Raw genomic sequence first — 19,722 nt, forward strand, 5'->3', positions numbered from 1 at the left:
CTCCTTTTTGTTTATTTTATCATAAATGACTTTACTTCCACCAGTGTACTACGTATACTAGTACACATAAATGAAAGGAGCTGATTTTGTGGTTCGCATTAACAAAGCCAGCAGCAAACCTTACTATGAGCAATTGGTTTTAAGTATCAAAGAAGATATTCTGAACGGTGTTCTAACCGCCGGAGACCAAGTACCTTCGGTTCGTGAAATGGCCAAGCGCCTGTTGATGAATCCAAATACCGTCAGCAAAGCCTACAAAGTATTGGAAAATGAGCAAGTACTTGTCACCATCAAAGGAAAAGGCACCTTTGTGAAAGTTACTGAGGATCTGCCACGCGATGAGATTCGGATCTTACAAGTGAAAGAACGTTTGAAAGAATTGGTGATCGAAGCACGCCATTTACAGATCAGCATGCGTGAGCTGAGCGATTGGATGAATGGCTTTGAACAAGAGTTAGGAGGCGATCCACAGTGAAGATCGAGCATGTGACCAAGAAAATGGAACAAACAATTGTCTTAGAAAACGTGAACTTCTCTTTGGAAAAAGGAGAACTCGTAGGATTAATCGGCCGCAATGGTTCTGGGAAAACCACGTTGTTTCGGACGATTGCTGGGCATTATTTACTAGATGATGGGGAGATTTCCATCGATAACCAACGCCTGGATCAGCACCCGCAATTAAAAGAACAACTTTTTTATATTGATGAAAAAGAAAACTTTCTTTCGGCCTACTCTTTGAAAAAGCTCAATCAATTTTATCGGCTTGCTTATCCAAATTTCGATCAAAATCTTTACTTAGAATTGATGCAAAGTCACGGTCTTCCTCTGACGCTTTCCTACCGACGGATGTCAAAAGGTATGCAAGGTCTTTATAAAATGATTCTTGCGATTGCCTCAAATGCGACGTTCTTACTGTTAGACGAACCTTTTGATGGGCTTGATGTGATCGTCCGTAAAAAAGTGATTGGATTATTGCTGGAAAGCCTCAGCGAGTCGAATCGTACCGCCTTAATCGCTTCTCATAATCTAAATGAATTAGAACATATTATTGATCGTGCCTTGTTGATCAAAGGGAAAACGATTGAAGGAGACTACCGTTTGGAAACGATTCGCGAACAATCTCGCAAACTCCAACTCGTCTTTCGCAGCAAACAGATTCCTCCCCTTATCAAGCAGCACTCCAAGCTGATTCAAAAACAAGGTCGAGTCTTGACTGCTTTGTTTGACAATTACACAGAGGAGCTGGCGGCTGAGATCCAGCAACTTGATCCTTTGGTTTTCGAAGAATTACCTTTGACTTTGGAAGATCTGTTTGAAGCAAATTTACGACAAGAAGCATTGGTGGAAGGATAGAGGTGGAAAACGATGTTAAGCAATATATTTAAAGAACGCTACGGTAAGCTGTTGATCGGTTTTTGTTTTGTCGTGCTCTTCATGTATCTTAGTGCTGGCTGGCAATCACAAAATTCTTGGCACCAGCAAGAACGTTATTTGGCATCTGAGGAATTTATCAAAGATTTTAACGAAAATCGAGAATACTATGTCAAAAGCTACAACGGTGAAACCCCGGTTTACTTTGATTCGGCAGCAGAGTACCGCGATGCGGTATTGACAATCAACAAAGAGTACTCAGATGATTTTTATTACAATCGCCCGTATATGACCACCATGAATCAATTTGTGATTGTCTTCCTGTTTATTTGGGGCTTTTTGTCCTTTTTTGTCGATGGCCGCACCAATTTCAATCGCTTTTTATTTGCTTTACCCTTTAGCAGAAAGCACGTCTTTCGCAAGAAACTGCTTTTTATCGGCTTACCCTTGACCGCTTGTTTAGTGTTGGGCCTGTTAGGTCATATCCTGATCGAATACACAATGATCCCGGCTCGCTATCTCGCTGTGCCGCTTCAAGACGTGCTGCTTTCCGCCCTTAGTACTTTGGCAACGAATCTACTAGTATTTGCTGTCGGCATCTTGTTGGGCGTTTTACTGGGGAATCTGTTTACTGGCGTGCTGTCGGTGTTCTTCACTCTTTCTCTAGGAACAATGGGGTATAGCTTTTTCCAATGTACCCGCGAGTTTTTTAGTTTTGTGTTTCTTGGTCATGGGGATTTTCTGCTTCCTTTTCAAACGTGGATCGATTGGCCGAAAGGATATGTCTATCCTTGGTGGCTACTGCTCCTTTACCTCGGTTTGAGCGGCTTGCTGATTCTTGCTGCCGAAAAAGTGTTCTCGAAAATTTCTTTAGAAAATGACGGTGATTATTTAACGATCCCTAAATTGCGCGCCCCGGTTTATTGGCTGCTTTCTTTGGGAACCTGGTTCTATCTTTCCATGATTTCTTATTACCCGCTAGAAATTTTTTACCGTGATCTCTATGAGGGGTATGATGTCAGTCTTTGGAACATCGCCCTTCGGCTTGGCTTGTTGCTGGTTGCTTGCTTATTCATCAGTTTATTGCTTGTCTATCCTAAAGCACTGATGAATTGGTGGTACAAACGAAAAAACAAACAGGTCAGCAATATTTAAAAAAGCGTCCCTACAACAAGAAATTGTTGCCGGGACGCTTTTATGTTTAATGTTTAGGTTTGTCGTCGTCTTTTTTGTCAAAGAAGTCATTTACTTTGCGAGAAACATCATCCGCAAAATCTTCAACCTTATCTTTGGCTTTCCCATATTTATTTTGGGTTTTCCCTTTTAACTCCTCGGAGTCATCTCCTGTAAGTTTCCCTTTTGTTTCGGTTACTTTTCCTTCAATGCGATCTTTGTTTGTCATCGTAAAAACTCCTTTCATACTTGCTATAAATTAATAGTAGCATCATTTGCCAGAAAGCACGAATGTTCTGCTTCTATCTTATCCTTTGAGTTGTCCGCAACGATAGTTCTTCGCTATTTTTGACTCTTGGACGATTTAGGATATTCAGTAGAAAGCTGGCTTTCTCTATAAAAAGGGATGTTCTTTAGATGTTCTATTTGATGTTCTTTGAAGGAGTTCATTTAAAGAGGACACTGTGAACATAAAAAAACCATGACCTGAAAGAAGGCAATCTGAGGAGCTGCAGCTGCTAGAATCAGGAGGTACAGATTCTCGATTTGGTGTCTTTTCAGGTCATGTTTTTTTTAATTGTACCCTAAGAGAAGGTTCGGTTCTTAGTTCCTATCAGTGTTAAACGATTATTTGCGTTTTTTCTTTTTCTTCTTTTGTTTTTTGACCATACGATTCATGGCCATTTTTCCAAGTTTCCCTTTGACACCGCCGCCAAACATTTGATCCATGCCAGGAATGTTCATATTCCCTTTGCTCATTTGCTGCATCATTTTGCGGGATTCTTTAAATTGTTTGATCATGCGGTTGACTTCGACGACACTGTTGCCAGAACCGGCGGCAATCCGGCGACGACGGCTTGGATTTAACAAATCAGGATTTTCACGTTCTGCTGGTGTCATGGAATAAACCATGGCTTTTTGACGGGCAATTTGTTTTGGATCAACTTTGACGTTCTCGATGCCAGGCATTTGGCTCATTCCCGGAATCATTTTCAAAAGATCTTCAATTGGGCCCATGCCCATGACTTGATCGATCTGTTCAACAAAGTCATTGAAGTCGAAGGAGTTTTCCTTCATTTTTTGAGCAAGTTCTTCTGCTTTTTTCTCGTCGTAATCTTGCTGTGCTTTTTCGATCAAAGTCAGCATATCACCCATACCGAGAATCCGACTAGACATCCGATCTGGATGGAATACTTCAAGGTCGGTCAATTTTTCACCGGTACCAGTGAACTTGATTGGAGCGCCAGTAACTTGACGAATTGACAATGCCGCACCGCCACGAGTATCGCCATCTAGTTTGGTGATGACTACCCCTGTGATCCCCAGTTGTTGATTGAAGCTTTCCGCCACGTTGACAGCATCTTGTCCTGTCATCGCATCCACTACCAGTAAAATTTCATTTGGCTGTGCCAAGTCCTTGATTTGTTTTAGCTCTTCCATCAAGTTTTCATCGATATGCAAACGACCTGCTGTATCGATCAAGACATAGTCATTTTTCTTTTCCCAAGCCAAAGCCAATCCTTGGCGTACGATTTCAACTGGACTGACATCAGTTCCCATATCGAAAACAGGTACATCCAATTGCTGACCTAATACTTTCAATTGGTCGATCGCGGCTGGACGGTACACGTCACCGGCAATCATTAATGGACGTGCGTTTTCGGTTTTGATCAAGTGATTGGCTAATTTCCCAGCAAAGGTGGTTTTCCCTGCCCCTTGCAGACCAGCCATCATGATAATCGTTGGGATCTTTGGTGATTTTTCAATCCCAACTGTTTCTGATCCTAACGTTTTGGTTAATTCTTCGTCAACGATTTTAACGATCTGTTGCGCTGGAGATAAGCTTTCTAATACTTCTACCCCAACTGCCCGTTCACGGACATTTTTGGTAAACTCTTTCACAACTTGCAGATTGACGTCGGCTTCTAATAAAGCTAGACGAATCTCACGCATCATTTCTTTTACATCTGCTTCAGATACTTTTCCTTTTCTGCGCAGTTTGCTCATTGCCTGCTGGAGGCGTTCAGTTAAACTTTCAAATGCCATTTTTTTTCATTCCTTTATTCTTCAATTTCTTGGAGCTGTTGAATAAACCCCTGTAAGGTTTCGTCTTTTGGATAGTGAGTTTTCGTATACTCGCTTAGCTGATCCAGCAAGTCTTCCCGCATGATATAGTCCGAAAACATATGTAGTTTTTTTTCATAGTCTTCTAAAATACGTTCGGTGCGTTTGATGTTGTCATAGACTGCTTGACGGCTTACTTGATACTCTTCAGCGATTTCTCCTAGAGAAAAATCATCTGCGTAATACAATTCCATGTAATTCATCTGTTTTTCTGTCAATAACGTGGAATAAAACTCAAACAACGCATTCATGCGATTGGTCTTTTCAATTTCCATTTGCTTCCTCCTGTTTTGCAAGCCATTCGACATCGGACAAAACAGTCATGCCTTGTTGCCGAAAATACGCACAAGCGACACCGATCCCTGTTCTTTTGATTCCAGTAAAATTGCCATCATAAATCATCTGACTGCCACAAGAGGGACTTTTCTCTTTTAGGATCAGTTGAGTGATGCCTTGCTCTTGTAATTTTTGATAAGCAATTTTCGCGCCGGTAGTAAACTGTTCGGTCACGTCTTCCCCTGAGATGGTGACGACCTTCGCTCGTTGCGCCCAAACGTCCACCCCATCGCCACCAACGATTTCGGCCGGTTCCCGTGGGATCGGCAAGCCGCCAAGAACTTCTGGACAAACCATCATTGCTTGACCTGCTCTTACCAGTTCGATCAATGGTGGCACTGCTTGGTGTTTTCCATCATAACGGCAAAGTACACCGCCTAGACACGCACTGATTCCGATCATATAGCACCCTCAGCTTTCCTATGAAATCGTCCTTTATTATAGCATTTATTTAGTGGTTGCAATAGTACCAATTGTCTATTCATGCTAAAATAGGACTTGTTCGTTGAAATTTAATCGTTTCTTGAAAAAAAGAAGCTAAAGGAGTTTGCCATGAAAAAAATACTCGTTGTCGATGATGAACCTTCCATCGTCACACTTTTAACCTTTAATCTAGAAAAAGAGGGCTATCAAGTCGTTTCCGCCTCAGATGGTCAAAAAGCCTACGAATTAGCCTTGTCTAAGCCTTTTGACTTTATCATCTTAGATGTCATGCTGCCGAATATGGACGGCATCGAGATCACGAAGAAATTGCGTCAAGAAAAAATCGAGACCCCGATCCTCGTCTTGACCGCAAAAGATGATCCAATCGATCGGATCTTAGGCTTAGAGATCGGCGCCGATGACTATTTGACGAAGCCTTTCAGTCCTAGAGAGGTATTAGCTAGAATGAAAGCCATCTTCCGTCGTTTAGAACCCCGTCAACAAACACGAGAAGAAGATCAACCTGCAGAGATTCTGCAAGTCGGTGGGATCCAAGCAGACCTGACGAATTTCCAAGTCAGTGTGGATGGTGAGAAAATCTTCCTAACGCCAAAAGAATTCGAGCTGCTAGTTTACTTTATGAAACGAAAAGGTCGCGTAATCGATCGCGATACCTTGCTCAATCGCATTTGGAACTTCGACTTTGATGGACAAAGTCGAATCGTGGATGTTCACATCAGTCATTTAAGAGAAAAATTGGAAGCTGATCCAAAACGGCCGGAATACTTAGTAACGGTTCGGGGATTCGGGTATAAATTTCAGGAGCCAGTCTAATGAAAAAACGCTATGGCTATGGTTTATGGTCGATCGGTCTATTGCTGATTTTTTTCCTGTGCTGGCAAGTTCTAAGCAGTTTTTACCGTCAGCAAGTCATTGCCCAGCAAGTGGCTTTTCTCCAAGAGAAAGCCACCGTATTTTTGAATCTATCAGATAATCAAACCGCGGCCTTAGAACAGTTTGCGGATACCTATGTTGAAGATAGCAATAGTCGCATCACTTTGTTAGATGACCAAGGTCAGATCATTTTCGATACCTATGATCATACACTGCATGAAAACCGCTCCAATCGTCCAGAAGTCCAAGCCGTTTTGCGCGGAAGCTCCGTCGGTCAATCGCTGCGGGAAAGCGACACCTTGCATGAAGAATTGCTTTACGTGGCGATTCCTGTCAAAGAGGATGGAAACTTGACTCAAATCTTGCGAATCGCCGAACCGACCGCGGCTTTTTTTGCAAAAAATGAAGGAATCAAGCAGTCGATCTTGATTGTCTATCTTGTTTTTTGCTTTTTGATCAGCCTATTGATTTTCCATACCTTGCGCCAGCGAAATCGGCCGATCCAAACGATTCTGCCCGTCGTAAAAAAAATGATCACCTCGCCCGATCAACAAGCAATCATTATGCAAGAAACCCCTGAACATGATGAGTTGTATCAACTGATCAATCAGCTGAGCGAGCAAATGAGCCAGACCTATCGTGCCTATGCGGCTTCTGAACAGCAACTGTACGGCTTGCTCAGTGAACTGATGATCGGTGTCTTTATCATCAATGAAGAAAATCAACTGCTGCTGTTGAATCCGACGATGCAAGAACAGCTAGGGATGGAAACCGCACCGATCTTACCGCAACCTTTTACTGAAGTGATCCATGACACACAATTGATCCAGTTGATCTATCAATTTAATGACGAGACCCCTATTTTCCATGCGGAAACCACCCTTAGCGGGGAACGTTCAAAAGTCTTAGATGTTACCTTGCGAAGCTTCCAAGAAAACCAGTTGATTGGTATTTCTTATGACTTGACACGCATCCGACAATTAGAAAAGATGCAAAAAGATTTTGTCGGCAATGTTTCCCATGAATTAAAAACGCCGGTAACTTCCTTGATTGGGTTTACTGAAACACTGCTGGATGGCGCCAAAGAAGACCCTGAAACGTTGCAGACCTTCTTAGAGATCATTCAAAAAGATGCTTATCGCTTGAAAAATCTAATACAAGATATCATCCAATTGTCTCAAGACAGTGATTCTTTCCAGTATGTCGACCAACCGATCAACTTTTCTGAGCTGCTGCAACAAGTCGTTCAAACCTATGGTCCCGCAGCTGTTAAGAAGCAATTGACCTTTCAATTTGAAGGACCCGAACAATTCATTTTATCTACCAAAAAAGAGCTGCTGCAGCCCATCGTAAAAAATCTAGTTGAAAATGCGGTCACCTATTCAAAACCTGGTGGTGTCATCACATTATCCTATTCCGAGCAAGATGACCAGCTGCTTTTTCAAGTGCAGGATCAAGGCATCGGCATCGATGAAGAAGATCAAGAACGGATTTTTGAGCGGTTTTATCGGGTGGACAAAGCCCGCGCTCGCAATTCTGGTGGCACTGGACTTGGGCTGGCTATCGTCAAAGACTATACCAAATTATTAGGCGGCAGCATCAAGGTTGACAGTTTCCCTAAAATTGGTTCTACATTTACGGTGACTTTGCCGCTTCATGAAAAAAGATGATTATTGATAAAAAACAGCCGATAACAGGTGAATAAAGGTTATCGGCTGTTTTTGTAATCATTTTTAGTTGGTATTCCCCACTAGATGAAGTGCCATCCGATAGTATCTTCTTGATTGTTTAAACAAAAAAAGAAGGAGATTCCTCCTTCTTCGTCCATTCATTTCACTATTCAACATTCGTTACTTCGCCGTCTACACTGCGTTCTACTTTCATATCAGTGATTGGCAAGTAACCTAATTCGATAACGATTCCTTGTTGGACATCGTCTGTCATGATGTAATCAAGAAACGCTTTGACGTTTTCATCTGGCTCGCCGTTCGTGTACATATGCTCGTAAGACCAGATTGGCCATTTGTTATCTGCAATATTTTCAGGAGTCGCTTCTACCCCATCAAGAGATAGCGCTTGGATCGAATCGTCCAAATAGGATAAAGCAAGGTAGCTGATTGCTCCTGGTGTTTCAGCAACGATTTTACGGACTGTTCCAGAAGAATCTTGCTCTTGTGTTTGGATCGTCTCTGCACCATCTAAGCCCCATTTTTCAAAGGTCGCTCTCGTACCGCTACCTGATGCGCGGTTGATTACAGAGATTTCTTGATCTGCTCCGCCTAGTTCAGACCAATTCTTCACTTTGCCTGTAAAGATATCGATTAAATCTTGTTGGCTAAGGTCCGTAACGCCTGCGTCTTTATTTACCACTGGTGCCATACCAACTACAGCTACTTTATGGTCAACTAATTTGCTAGCATCCACACCATCTTTTTCATCCGCAAACACATCGGAATTGCCGATCGTCACCGCGCCTGCTTCTACTTGACTTAAGCCAGTTCCGCTACCGCCACCTTGAACCGTAATTGTATAATTGGGATTGTCTGCTGAGAAGCTTTCACCTGCTGCTTCAACCAAGGGTTGCAATGCAGTTGAGCCCACAGCTAAAATTTCTACATTTTCATTTGATGCGGCACCTGATGAAGATCCGCCTGATGCTTGACTGCTCTCAGTGCTTGCGCCACCGCTCCCACAGCCAGCTAATAATAATCCAGTTGCAAAAAATAAAAGTCCCAATTTTTTCATTTAGTAAATCTCCTTTCGTTATATGCTTAGTTTAGCAAGGCGGTGTAAACCCTTGATGGATTTCATGTAAAGAATCGATAAAGCGATGTAAATCTTTTGTAAAGTTCGTCGATTGCCTATAAAAGCCCCCACTGAATCCATCAGAGGGGGCTTACTTTATCTAAAAACGAAAGAAACGTTTGTAGAATCAATTGCTTTGCATATAGCGTGTCAAGCGATCCATCGCTTCCACCAAGTTTTCCATACTTGCCGCATAGCTTAAACGAACATAGCCTTCTGCTTCGGGACCAAAGGCGATCCCAGGAATGATTGCTAATTGATTCTTTTCGGCTAAGTCGACACAAAAAGCCATGGAATCTTGGTTGAAACCTGCTGGTATTTTGGCAAAAATGTAGAATGCACCAGATGGCTTCGCCATTTCAAAACCAAGGGCAGTCATCTTTTCAAACAAGTAATCTCGGCGTTCACGGTAATCGGCTTTCATGACTTCTGCATCATTGATGCCTTCGATCAATGCCCGCACTGCGGCTTTTTGAGAAATCGTTGATGCCGCAGTCACTAAGTATTGGTGGACCTTAATGATCTGAGCAGTCAACGCTTCTGGTGCAAAAATGAAGCCGACGCGCCACCCAGTCATCGCGTGAGATTTCGACAAGCCATTGATCACGATCGTTTGATCCCGCAAGTATTCAGCAATGGACACATGGGTTTCATCATAAGTCAACTCACTATAAATTTCATCGCTAATAACAAAAACGGGGTATTTTTCTAAAACTTCTGCCAATGCTTTGACTTGTTCTCGGTTATAAACGACCCCTGTTGGATTGCTAGGATAATTTAAAATGACTGCCTTGACTTGCTCCCCATGTTCTTTTAAGGCTGCTTCCAAAACTTCTGGCGCTAAAACAAAGTCATTATCCGTCGTATCAAGATAAATCGGTTTGGCATGAGCTAAATGGATGACTGGTTCATAGCCTGGATAAATTGGTGCTGGTAGAATCACTTTATCGCCAGGTTCTAACGTGGCTAATAAAGAAGCTGAGATTGCTTCCGTTGCACCGATCGTCACTAATACTTCTGATTGAAAGTCGTAATCAAGCTGATATTTATTTTTCAAAAAGAGACTGGCTGCTTGCCGAACATCTGCTAAGCCTGCCATTCCAGAATAGTGGCTGAAATTTTGTTCGATTGCTTGGACACCCGATTTTTTCACGTGCTCCGGTGTGTTGAAATCCGGCTCGCCTAACGTTAACTTTAAAATATCAGGAATTGAAGAAACCCGTTCATCAAATTTACGAATCAATGAAACAGCTATATTGTACACTTCGTGATTGAAGCGTTGGCTTACGTCTGCCATAGTATCACTCCTTTGAATTAAGCAAATTCATTCGCTATTGTTGTTAATCCTAACACAAAAAGGCGACGATTTTAAGCAACGGATGAAATTTATCTAATAACCACAATTCCGTTTGCTTATTTACAAACAAAAACATTTTATGTTAGTATATAATCAAACAAAAAAAGGATAACCCAAAATGAAACCTTATCAAGAGTTTACCATTTCTGATTATCAGCAAGGATATGTCGAAACAACAACGGATTATTGTTGCGTATTTTGTCAGGAGACCTTCGACAAAGAAGAAATCTATCCCGTTGATGGCGCCTTTTTTACGGCAAAAAAACGAATGATACAGCATATCACTGAGCATCACGGAACCGTTTTATCCGCATTATTGGCTTTACCCAAAGAACAAACAGGCTTATCAGAAAGCCAGCAGGAGATTTTACAACTGTTTGCCCAAGATGTTAGCGATACTGTGATTGCCCAGCGCTTAGGTATCTCTTCTTCGACTGTCAGGAATCATCGCTTTAAGCTAAAAGAAAAGCAGCGACAAGCGACTGTTTTTCTAAGTATCATGTCCTTGTTGCAAGAAACCCCGTTGCTGCCGCCTCACAAAGGGGCGACGATGCTTGATGATCGCTATGCCATTACGGCTAGTGAAAGAGAAAAGATCATTGCTACTTATTTTGATGAAGCGGGGTTTATCAAACAGTTTCCGAGCAAAGAAAAGCGCAAGATCGTTGTCTTAAGTGTGCTGGCACAAAAATTTGATCCGAAGAAAAATTATTCAGAAGCTGCCGTAAACGATGTATTAAAACAAGCGATCACCGATTATGTCACTGTCCGACGATATTTGATCGAGTATGGATTTATGCAACGGACGAAAGACGGGAAAACTTACTGGCTGACTTAAAACCCAGTCTGTAGTTGGATGGAATTTTTGTTGGTTGGATGGACAGTATCTTTCACAGTTTTGATAAGTTAACAAGCTCCAGTTTTTTACAAAAAAAGACAAAGTACGAAAACACCCGTACTTTGTCTACTGTCTGAAACGCTGGGACAAGTTCCAGCGTTTATTTTTCTTTTAGAAAGATTTTTTTGATGATCAATTTATCAAATAATTGCGTTTGATTGTCTTGTTCCCCAATGACTTCAGCAGTCACCGATTTGCCGTCTTGTTTTTTGCGCAACTGATAAACAATCTTGCCTGTTTCTTTCAATTCGTTCACCATGTCGACGACACCGCCAAAACCTGTTTTACGAGTGATGAAGCCTAACGCCACCATCCGCTCATCTAAATTTTTTGCCGAGATGCTGGCACCGGTGATCAGTGCTTGCCGCATGATTTGTAAGAATTCTTCTAGCCCTGCCACTGGCGGCTGTTCAGGCTCTTCTTCCATCAGCGGTCGCTGACGCAAATAATCTAATTCCTGCAATAACGTTTCGTACTGCTCTTGTGTCAACATGACCCCCGCCACTTTTTCACGATTGAATACATATACTGCTGTTCCTGCTTCTCGCGCTTGATTAAATACATCCATCGGAGATTTTTTTACTTCAGTAATTGAAGTAGTGGGAACATCCAACTTCTTCAGTTCCATAATCAACGTCCTCCTTGTCTCAACGAACACATTATAGCATAAATCCAGAAGCAGATTATAGAGGTATTTCACTGCTCCTAGGAAAAGAAACAAAAAAGCGGCTAATCGCCGCTTTTTTCGATTGATAAGGTCATTGCATTGATGGCAACGATGATCGTACTCATAGACATCAAGACAGCTCCGACAGCTGGGTTCAAAATGATCCCGATTGGTGCGAGCACGCCAGCTGCCAAAGGAATAGCAAAAATATTGTATCCTGCGCCCCACCAGAGATTTTGAATCATCTTGCGCCTTGTTTTTTTCGCCAAAGTCAAGAAGTGCAAGATGTCTTGAGGTTCGCTATTCGTCAAAACGACATCGGCTGAATCGATCGCTACATCGGTTCCAGCTCCGATCGCAATCCCGATCGTCGCTCTTGCAAGACTTGGGGCGTCATTGATCCCATCGCCTACCATTACGACGCGCTTGCCCTCTTTGACATAGTCACTGACTAGACGTTCTTTATCGTCTGGTAACATTGCCGCATGGAAGGCTTCGATTCCTAGGTAATCGGCTACGGCTTGCGCCGCTTCTTGGTTGTCCCCAGTAGCCATAACTGGCGTGATGCCTAAGTCTTTCACTTTTTGAATAAATTGACTCGCTTCTGGTTTCACCTTATCCCCTAATGCGACGATTCCTTCCACTTTGCTGTCATGAACCAAATAGCTAATGGTATTGCCCTGCTCTTGATAATTTTTCAAGGATTTCCCTTGATACTGGATGGTTAATTGCTCCAATCCTTTTTGATTGACGATCAACCACTTTTGTCCATCGATTACGCCTTCCAGACCAATACCCGTCCTTGTTTGAACATCAGTCGCCTTTTTGGCTGTGATGTTTTCCTTTTCTGCTTGGGCTAAAATGCCTTCTGCGATCGGATGATTGGCGGTTTTCTCAAGACCTGCTAGGTAAGCTAGTACTTCTGATGCAGAAAGGCTGCCTGTCGCCTCGATGCCAGTTACGGTAAACGTTCCTTCTGTTAACGTACCGGTCTTATCGAGGATCAGATAATCAACATGATGCGCATTCTCCAGTGCGTTGCGATTTTTTAAGAGCAAGCCGTTTTTGGCAGCGATCGATGTTGAACGAGCCACGACGAGGGGAATCGCTAGGCCTAACGCATGGGGACAGGCAATGACGAATACCGTGACCATTCGATCAAGAGCAGTCGGTAGGTCAGCAACAAACAGCCATACAGCAAAGGCCAAAACACCAGCAACTAAGGCGATATAGAACAACCATTTCGCCACTTTGTCCGAAAGTGCTTCTAAGCGGGATTTATCAGCTTGGGCTTTTCGTACCATTTCCATGACTTTTGCCAAATAGCTGTCTTCGCCAGTCCCTGTGACTTCCATCGTAATGGTACCATTGCCGTTGACAGATCCTCCAATGACAGTACTGCCGATGGTTTTAGGTACCCGTCTGGATTCACCGGTAACTGCCGACTCATCGATCGTTGTTTCCCCTTCAAGAATCGTTCCGTCTGTAGGAATCTTATCTCCTGAGCGAACGATCAGCTGTGTTTTGTTGGTCACTTCTTCTAATGGAATCTGTTCTTCTGATCCATCTGCATTTTTCCGAATCACTTCTTTTGGCAACAGTTCTGCTAATTTCTGTAATGCATTGCCGGCATTAGAAACGGCATTCATCTCGATCCAATGCCCCAACAACATGATCACGATCAGAGTCGCTAGTTCCCAGAAGAAATCCATTACATGAGGAACAGCAAGAAAATGATTAGCGATAAACGCGTAAAGACTATAAAAATAAGAAACCGTGATCCCCATAGCAATCAAAGTCATCATGGCTGGGCTTTTTTGTTTCAATTCCATTTTTGCACCACTTAAAAACGGCTGCCCCCCATAGAAAAACAGGATCGTTCCTAAAATCAATACAACCCAATCTGAGCCGGGAAACGTGAACTGAAAGGGCAATTCGATACCCATCATTGGTGATAAAATGACGATTGGAATCGCCAAAACCAAGGATAGCCAAAACTTTTGCTTAAAATTTCCCATATGCATACTATGATCCATACCAGACATCTCATGATCCATATGACTGTGATCCATGCCAGACATCTCATGATCCATGTGGCTGTGATCCATGCCAGACATCTCATGATCCATGTGGCTATGGTCCATACTGGAAACCTCATGATCCATGTGGCTATGGTCCATACTGGAAACCTCATGATCCATGTGAGCATGGTTACTATCGGCGCTTTCATGCTCCTGCAGTTTTGATGTCGCCCCTTGATGATCCACCCCATTCATCTCATGGCTTCGGGGCTCAGGGACTTCCTCCGCCTGTGGGTGTGTGAGTCCTTCTTGCCCTTTATTATCCTGCTCATTCCTAGGTTCATGCCTATGATGGCTTGACGTCTGACGATTGTCTGCAGGTGACGTTTTTTTCTGATTCATCCTAGTATTCCCCTTCCTATTTCACTGAATATCCGTACAGTCTTGCGCCTTCATACAAAAGCTTCAAGCGGCTGGACTTTCTAGATTTTTCTCCTTATCACTTTAGCGTTTGCATCGCTTATTCAAAAACACCTTGATAACCAGCTTCAGTTATTGCACTGATTAAGGCTGTTTCTGTCACTTGCGACTCGTCAAATTTGACCGTCCCACGAGCTTTTTTCAAGTCCACTTTAGCTTTTTTCACACCCGGTACTTCATTTAAGGCTTTTTCAACTTTTGCGGCACAATGGGCGCAATTCATTCCGCTGATTTGCATATTTTTTTTCATTACTATTCCTCATTTCTTTTAACAGTTTGTTGGCTACTTATTTTGTTGCATGGGTTTTGCATTGGCACTGACCAGGAATACAATTACACGAAATCGCTGCTACTGGCACTTTTTGGTCGACTGCTGCTTGGAGCATCGCCAAATCTTCTGCCGTCAATGCTGCTTCTTGGATCATTTCTGCTAATGTTTGTCCGACTTTTTTGGCACAAATATGAGAAAAAAGATTCTCAGCTGCACTGCGAACAGTGGCTTCTTCTGAAACAAGTGGCGAGTAAACAAACTTTTTCCCTTGGCTTTCTGTTTTCAATACGCCTTTTTTAACAAGTCGTCCTAAAAGCGTTTTGACTGTCGCTGCTTTCCAATTTTTATTTTCGCTTAACAACGCGGTGATCTCTTTCGCATCGGATTGTCCCAATGTCCAAATCACACGCATGACTTCCCATTCAGAATCGCTGATTTTGATTGGTTCGACCACTGATTGCATTTGTCCACTTCCTTTCATAACTGATTCACATTTTTAAGTTTACATCTGTAATCGCACTTTGTCAAAAAAAAGCATCGCCAAACTTTCTGCATTTTGGCAATGCTTTTTTCTATTTCGTTAAAAATGGTTTGGTTCCAACGTTTAAAAGTGGACCTGATACGTCGTCACAGAGTGGAAGGGTTCTTCTGGGCGCAGCACGATCTCACCAAAGTGGGTGAATTTCTCAGAGCCAGGAACACCTTGTGTTTCGATCGCCATCCCGCCATGTTTGGCAAAAGGACCGGTCTTCATTTGGGCCCCAGCTTCTCCCTCACCTGTTGTGTAAATAACAACAGCAGGACGGTCAGTAGTTACAGTCAGCTGCACTTTTTGATCGGGACTGGTTACTTTCAGATCCCACTCTTGCTCATGATCCAATAAGAATGGATCATCCAACATGGTCGTTCCCATTGGGCGTTCTTGTCTAAAATCAAACTTTGTGCCTGCGACAGGCGTTTTTTCACCGGTCGTCGTCACGTCATCGTTCGTTTCAGCCACATGTTCGGCATTGATTTGAACCAAGTGGTCATCGATCGACTGTTGGGTATCACCTGTCAAATTGAAATAACCGTGGTTCGTTGGGTTAAATAAAGTCGCTTTGTCTGTGTTAGCGTCATATGCAAGCAATAGTTCATTGTCATTAGTCAACGTATAGGTGACTTGATAACGAACATTTCCTGGAAAGCCGCCGTCGCCATCTTGTCGTGAGGTAGTAAAAACCACGCCGGCTCTGTCTGCTTCCTCAAAAGTTTCAGCGATCCAGATATCCGTGTCCAGCCCCTTTGAACCACCATGAAGCGTATTGCCGCCATCATTGTCCTCCGTTTGGTATTCTTGCCCCTCAACCTCAAAGCGGGTACCTGCGATCCTTCCTGCTACTGGACCGATCGTTGCACCATAATAGCGTGCTTGGCGATGTCCTTCGATCGTATCATAACCGACCACAATGTCGCGGCCTTCTTCTACTGGAACGACCCAATCCAATAAGCGTGCGCCTTCGGGACTCAGCCTTACGATGGTACCGCTATCATTGGAAAGCTCATAAATCGTTCCCATTTTTTCTGAGGTCGTTTGTTTCACATTTGGCATTCGTTCATATCCTTCTTTCTTTGTTTAGTCTGCTACTCTTTTTAAGTATAGCCGTTAAGGGCTAGATCCGTCAATTCAAGACGGACGGATTCAGTAAGCATTCATTTTATGCCGGGCCGTCTTCACACAAATAAAAAGCGGCAAGAATGCCCAACTGGTTGATTGAATCATGGTCAGCTGATCGTGAGAGAAAGTACTAGGAGAAGCGCTGGCTGCTCCTGTCTTTTCTTCAATAATCAATCACATTCGCTTCGCCTGTTGGGCTCCTATGCCGCAATTGTATCGTTTATTTTTTGTGTTTTGCTTGGTAATGTTTTCTCTTTCGTCGCTTTTCTTTAGTCTGAGAAACATTAGCAGCTAAATCTTTGTTTTCTTTTTCTTGATCAGCATTTCTTCTTTCAGCACGTTTAGTTAGTACACTTTGTCTGAATCGCCGATTTCCCAGAAACTTTAACGCACACATGAGTGGTTGACGATTTTCACCGACTAATCCGATCAGCTCAATAAACAGCTCAATTCCAAAACCTGTGCTAATGATTAATAAAACAATCGCTGTATTGCTCGCGTAATTCATTAGTAAAGCAATAAAAGAAAAGACTAATGCTAAGGCATAGATCGTTAACACTGTGCCGCGATGAGAAAATCCTAACGACAACAATCGATGATGCAAGTGCATTTTATCGGCAGAGGAAATCTTCTGTTTATTAAACTTTCTTCGGATCATCGCATAAACAGTATCCGTGATTGGTACACCGAGAATAAACATGGGCGTCAGAACAGAAATAAAAGTTGCGTTTTTCAATCCTTGTAGAGAGAGGACCGAGATCATAAACCCTAAAAACAATGCACCGGTATCTCCTAGAAAAATGGTTGCTGGATAAAAATTATATGGAAAGAAACCGATGATTGCTGCGATCAAAGTAAAAATGACCATTGGTACTTCCACAAAATTCGGCAGAAAGAAATAGCTGATAATCCCTATCGTCGTCAAACTGATAATAGAGACGCCGCTCGCCAAACCATCGAGACCATCGATTAAGTTCACCGCATTGGTAATTGCCAGTATCCAAATCAAAGTCATAGGCAATGCAAACCATCCCAGATCAATAAAGCCAAAATAAGGAATCGTGACTGTGCTGATTTTTATTCCAGCAACGAAATAAATTTCCAGCGCTGCAAATGTCAGACCTATTAATTTTTGCATTGGCGACAGTTCAAATATATCATCGAGCAATCCTGTAATCACCACTATTGTTGCACCTAAAAGAATCGGCCAAACGAAGTCGAAAGGAATCATTGTTCGAAATTCCCAAAGCAGCGCAAAGGAAAAGGCTAAAAAAATACTTAATCCCCCAGCTGAAGGCATAGTCTTCGTATTGATCCGACGCTCTCCTGGACGATCAACTGCACCAATCTTGCAAGATATCAATTTGATGACCGGTGTCAATAATAAAGACACGATCATTGTTATAAATAAGCGCATTACAAATTTGAATGCAAAATCCATCGTTTATTCTCGCTTTCCGTTATTTCTCTTTATTGGTAAATGTATCTTCGATTTTCGAAGAAATCCGCTGAACAGGATCTGTTCGTTCTTTGATCTCTTGTCCTGATACATACTCTTCTACCACTGCGTTGATGATTCCACCCAAGATAATAATCGTCGCAGCAAGATTCAACCAGATCATTAAAACAATAAAACTTCCAATAATTTGATAGCCAATGATTTTCGCAGCAAAGTAACGGGCGTATAAGCCAAACACTTGTGACAGCAACATCCAGCCAATCGTTGCAAAGATCGCCCCCGGCAAAGTCGAACGCAACTTGACCTTTGCATTAGGCACTAACCAATAGATCAGCATCATGATAAACAGCAAAGCAACGATCGTGACTGGCCATTTGACTGTTTGGAACGTATCGATCAGATTGTCTTGAAACTTAAAAATCGGCTGCAAAAAATCAAGAATGATTTTTCCAAGCCCAAATACCATCGTAACACCAACGATCGCAATCATAAAGAGCAGGATGATCACAAATGATACTGCGCGCACCACGATAAAATTGGAACGCTGGTCCACACCGAAGGCTTTGTTCATCGCAATTTGCAAGGCATTGATACTTTGACTCGCAGACCACAACGCAGCCAAGGCGGAGATCGATAACAGTCCGCCAGAGCTTGTGGTGAGGAGGTTTTCGATCGCTGGGCCGATAAAATCATAGATTTGATTCGGGATCAATTCCTGTACATAAGATAAAACCGTGTTCGGATCAATTGATAAATAAGGCAAAAGATTCCCCAGCGCAATCATTAACGGGAAAAGTGAAAGCAATAAATAGTAGGCCACGACGACCGAAGTGGTCCCCATTTCTGAATCAGTTATTCTATTTTGCGTCGTTTCGATGAAACGCATCAGCTTTTGATTGCTTTTTACTTTATCAACGATTTTCATGTTTCTTCCTCCGCCAGCGAATCATCTGCCTTTTTTTCTTTGTCATACGTAACAACCAGAAGTCTCCTACTTATAAAATTTAGTAGGTTCCTTCTTCTCCTTGAGAAGTTAAAATTCTCGGACCTTCTTTGGTGATCGCCAAACTATGTTCATATTGGCAGCTTAAGCCACCATCTAGAGTATAGGCGGTCCAGCCATTAGGGTCCATTTTCATTTTCCACGTCCCTGTATTGATCATAGGTTCGATGGTAATGACCATTCCTTCTTTTAAACGTAACCCTTTGCCGGCTTCTCCGTAGTGAGGGATCATCGGACTTTCATGGATCGTTGGGCCAATGCCGTGTCCTACGAAATCACGCACAACCCCGTACCCTTCTTTTTCCGCATAGGTTTGAATGGCATGACCGATGTCACCGATTCGGTTGCCCACTTGCGCTTGTTCGATTCCTAGATACAATGCTTTTTTGGTTACTTCCATTAATCGATCAATCTCAGGCGTCGAGTTCCCTACGACATAACTCCAACAAGAATCAGAAATGGCGCCTTTTAAATCAATACACATGTCGACTTTGATTAGATCGCCGTCTTTCAATGGTTTTTTTCGAGGAAACCCGTGACAAATCTCATCATTGATACTGCAGCAAGTGGCATATTTGTAATCTTCAAAACCAATTTGGGCAGCGATGCCGCCGTGGCTTTCAATATAATCTCTGACAAACACTTCGATATCCCAACTCGTGATACCTGGTTTGATGAAACTGCGTAATTGTTTGTGGACATCTGCTAACAGCGCGCCGGATTCGGCCATGCGGTCAATTTCTCTGGCAGATTTTAATGTAATCATGTTCTCGTCTCCCTTAA

20 protein-coding genes are annotated in these 19,722 nt (G+C 42.7%); 6 read left to right on the plus strand and 14 right to left on the minus strand.

Features of this window, described 5'->3' with window-relative positions; all coding sequences use genetic code 11:
• The first annotated feature begins 88 nt into the window (after positions 1 to 88).
• The 3 genes from IGI89_RS00680 to IGI89_RS00690 are packed head-to-tail and all read left to right on the plus strand — an operon-like array spanning position 89 to position 2,526.
• Positions 89 to 475 (plus strand): GntR family transcriptional regulator, encoded by a 387-nt coding sequence (locus IGI89_RS00680; protein WP_008377404.1) that lies wholly within the window; start codon positions 89 to 91, stop codon positions 473 to 475.
• Positions 472 to 1,353 carry an ATP-binding cassette domain-containing protein gene (locus tag IGI89_RS00685; RefSeq protein ID WP_005237238.1) on the plus strand — a complete coding sequence of 294 codons (882 nt, stop codon included), beginning with the start codon at positions 472 to 474 and terminating at the stop codon, positions 1,351 to 1,353. The genes IGI89_RS00680 and IGI89_RS00685 overlap by 4 nt, the downstream gene beginning before the upstream one ends.
• Positions 1,354 to 1,365: 12 nt before the next feature.
• A complete protein-coding gene (locus IGI89_RS00690; protein WP_438735117.1) occupies positions 1,366 to 2,526 on the plus strand; it encodes an ABC transporter permease in 1,161 nt (386 codons plus the stop codon).
• 46 nt (positions 2,527 to 2,572) lie between these two features.
• Here IGI89_RS00690 and IGI89_RS00695 read toward each other — a convergent pair whose 3' ends face one another.
• The 4 genes from IGI89_RS00695 to IGI89_RS00710 form a co-directional block, all read right to left on the minus strand.
• Positions 2,573 to 2,773: a CsbD family protein gene (locus IGI89_RS00695; RefSeq protein WP_008377398.1), complete on the minus strand. Its 201-nt coding sequence runs from the start codon at positions 2,771 to 2,773 to the stop codon at positions 2,573 to 2,575.
• A 398-nt stretch (positions 2,774 to 3,171) separates the two neighbouring features.
• Positions 3,172 to 4,590, minus strand: coding sequence for a signal recognition particle protein (ffh, locus tag IGI89_RS00700; protein WP_438735119.1), 1,419 nt, complete (start codon positions 4,588 to 4,590; stop codon positions 3,172 to 3,174).
• Positions 4,591 to 4,604: 14 nt separating this feature from the next.
• On the minus strand, positions 4,605 to 4,943 hold the full coding sequence (locus IGI89_RS00705) for a putative DNA-binding protein (RefSeq protein ID WP_005228897.1): 339 nt from the start codon (positions 4,941 to 4,943) through the stop codon (positions 4,605 to 4,607).
• On the minus strand, positions 4,933 to 5,406 hold the full coding sequence (locus IGI89_RS00710; protein ID WP_016613840.1) for a DUF523 domain-containing protein: 474 nt from the start codon (positions 5,404 to 5,406) through the stop codon (positions 4,933 to 4,935). The genes IGI89_RS00705 and IGI89_RS00710 overlap by 11 nt, the downstream gene beginning before the upstream one ends.
• Before the next feature lie 150 nt (positions 5,407 to 5,556).
• On the opposite strand from IGI89_RS00710, the gene IGI89_RS00715 reads away from it, so the two are divergent.
• Both IGI89_RS00715 and pnpS read left to right on the plus strand, forming a co-directional pair.
• On the plus strand, positions 5,557 to 6,261 hold the full coding sequence (locus tag IGI89_RS00715) for a response regulator transcription factor (RefSeq protein WP_005237242.1): 705 nt from the start codon (positions 5,557 to 5,559) through the stop codon (positions 6,259 to 6,261).
• Entirely contained in the window at positions 6,261 to 7,991 is a 1,731-nt protein-coding gene (gene pnpS / locus IGI89_RS00720) for a two-component system histidine kinase PnpS (protein WP_016613838.1), read from the plus strand. The genes IGI89_RS00715 and pnpS overlap by 1 nt, the downstream gene beginning before the upstream one ends.
• A gap of 166 nt (positions 7,992 to 8,157) precedes the next feature.
• Here the strand turns inward: pnpS and IGI89_RS00725 are convergent, their stop codons facing one another.
• Complete coding sequence (locus IGI89_RS00725; RefSeq protein WP_016619830.1) at positions 8,158 to 9,066, minus strand: phosphate ABC transporter substrate-binding protein PstS family protein; 909 nt, start codon at positions 9,064 to 9,066, stop codon at positions 8,158 to 8,160.
• Between the two features lie 187 nt (positions 9,067 to 9,253).
• The gene (locus IGI89_RS00730) at positions 9,254 to 10,423 is read right to left on the minus strand and encodes a pyridoxal phosphate-dependent aminotransferase (protein ID WP_438735122.1); all 1,170 of its coding nucleotides are present in this window, start codon (positions 10,421 to 10,423) and stop codon (positions 9,254 to 9,256) included.
• A gap of 178 nt (positions 10,424 to 10,601) precedes the next feature.
• On the opposite strand from IGI89_RS00730, the gene IGI89_RS00735 reads away from it, so the two are divergent.
• Positions 10,602 to 11,321: a DUF2087 domain-containing protein gene (locus IGI89_RS00735; protein ID WP_034872475.1), complete on the plus strand. Its 720-nt coding sequence runs from the start codon at positions 10,602 to 10,604 to the stop codon at positions 11,319 to 11,321.
• A 160-nt stretch (positions 11,322 to 11,481) separates the two neighbouring features.
• Here the strand turns inward: IGI89_RS00735 and IGI89_RS00740 are convergent, their stop codons facing one another.
• The 8 genes from IGI89_RS00740 to map all read right to left on the minus strand — a co-directional run bounded on the left by IGI89_RS00740 (position 11,482) and on the right by map (position 19,705).
• Positions 11,482 to 12,009 (minus strand): type II toxin-antitoxin system Phd/YefM family antitoxin, encoded by a 528-nt coding sequence (locus IGI89_RS00740; RefSeq protein ID WP_005237249.1) that lies wholly within the window; start codon positions 12,007 to 12,009, stop codon positions 11,482 to 11,484.
• 101 nt (positions 12,010 to 12,110) lie between these two features.
• Positions 12,111 to 14,471 (minus strand): heavy metal translocating P-type ATPase, encoded by a 2,361-nt coding sequence (locus tag IGI89_RS00745; protein WP_438735124.1) that lies wholly within the window; start codon positions 14,469 to 14,471, stop codon positions 12,111 to 12,113.
• Between the two features lie 118 nt (positions 14,472 to 14,589).
• Positions 14,590 to 14,799 (minus strand): copper chaperone CopZ, encoded by a 210-nt coding sequence (copZ, locus tag IGI89_RS00750; protein ID WP_005237251.1) that lies wholly within the window; start codon positions 14,797 to 14,799, stop codon positions 14,590 to 14,592.
• 37 nt (positions 14,800 to 14,836) lie between these two features.
• On the minus strand, positions 14,837 to 15,283 hold the full coding sequence (locus IGI89_RS00755) for a CopY/TcrY family copper transport repressor (protein WP_008377382.1): 447 nt from the start codon (positions 15,281 to 15,283) through the stop codon (positions 14,837 to 14,839).
• Positions 15,284 to 15,424: 141 nt separating this feature from the next.
• On the minus strand, positions 15,425 to 16,411 hold the full coding sequence (locus IGI89_RS00760) for an aldose epimerase family protein (protein ID WP_438735126.1): 987 nt from the start codon (positions 16,409 to 16,411) through the stop codon (positions 15,425 to 15,427).
• A 286-nt stretch (positions 16,412 to 16,697) separates the two neighbouring features.
• Complete coding sequence (locus IGI89_RS00765; protein ID WP_061053869.1) at positions 16,698 to 17,918, minus strand: glycosyltransferase family 4 protein; 1,221 nt, start codon at positions 17,916 to 17,918, stop codon at positions 16,698 to 16,700.
• A gap of 19 nt (positions 17,919 to 17,937) precedes the next feature.
• Positions 17,938 to 18,861 carry a YihY/virulence factor BrkB family protein gene (locus IGI89_RS00770; protein WP_005237256.1) on the minus strand — a complete coding sequence of 308 codons (924 nt, stop codon included), beginning with the start codon at positions 18,859 to 18,861 and terminating at the stop codon, positions 17,938 to 17,940.
• A gap of 79 nt (positions 18,862 to 18,940) precedes the next feature.
• Positions 18,941 to 19,705, minus strand: a complete 765-nt coding sequence (map, locus tag IGI89_RS00775; RefSeq protein WP_005228863.1) for a type I methionyl aminopeptidase — start codon at positions 19,703 to 19,705, stop codon at positions 18,941 to 18,943.
• Positions 19,706 to 19,722 lie beyond the last annotated feature (17 nt).

It is taken from the genome of Enterococcus sp. AZ141, from assembly GCF_051714385.1.
Taxonomy (GTDB): Bacteria; Bacillota; Bacilli; order Lactobacillales; family Enterococcaceae; genus Enterococcus_D; species Enterococcus_D entomosocium.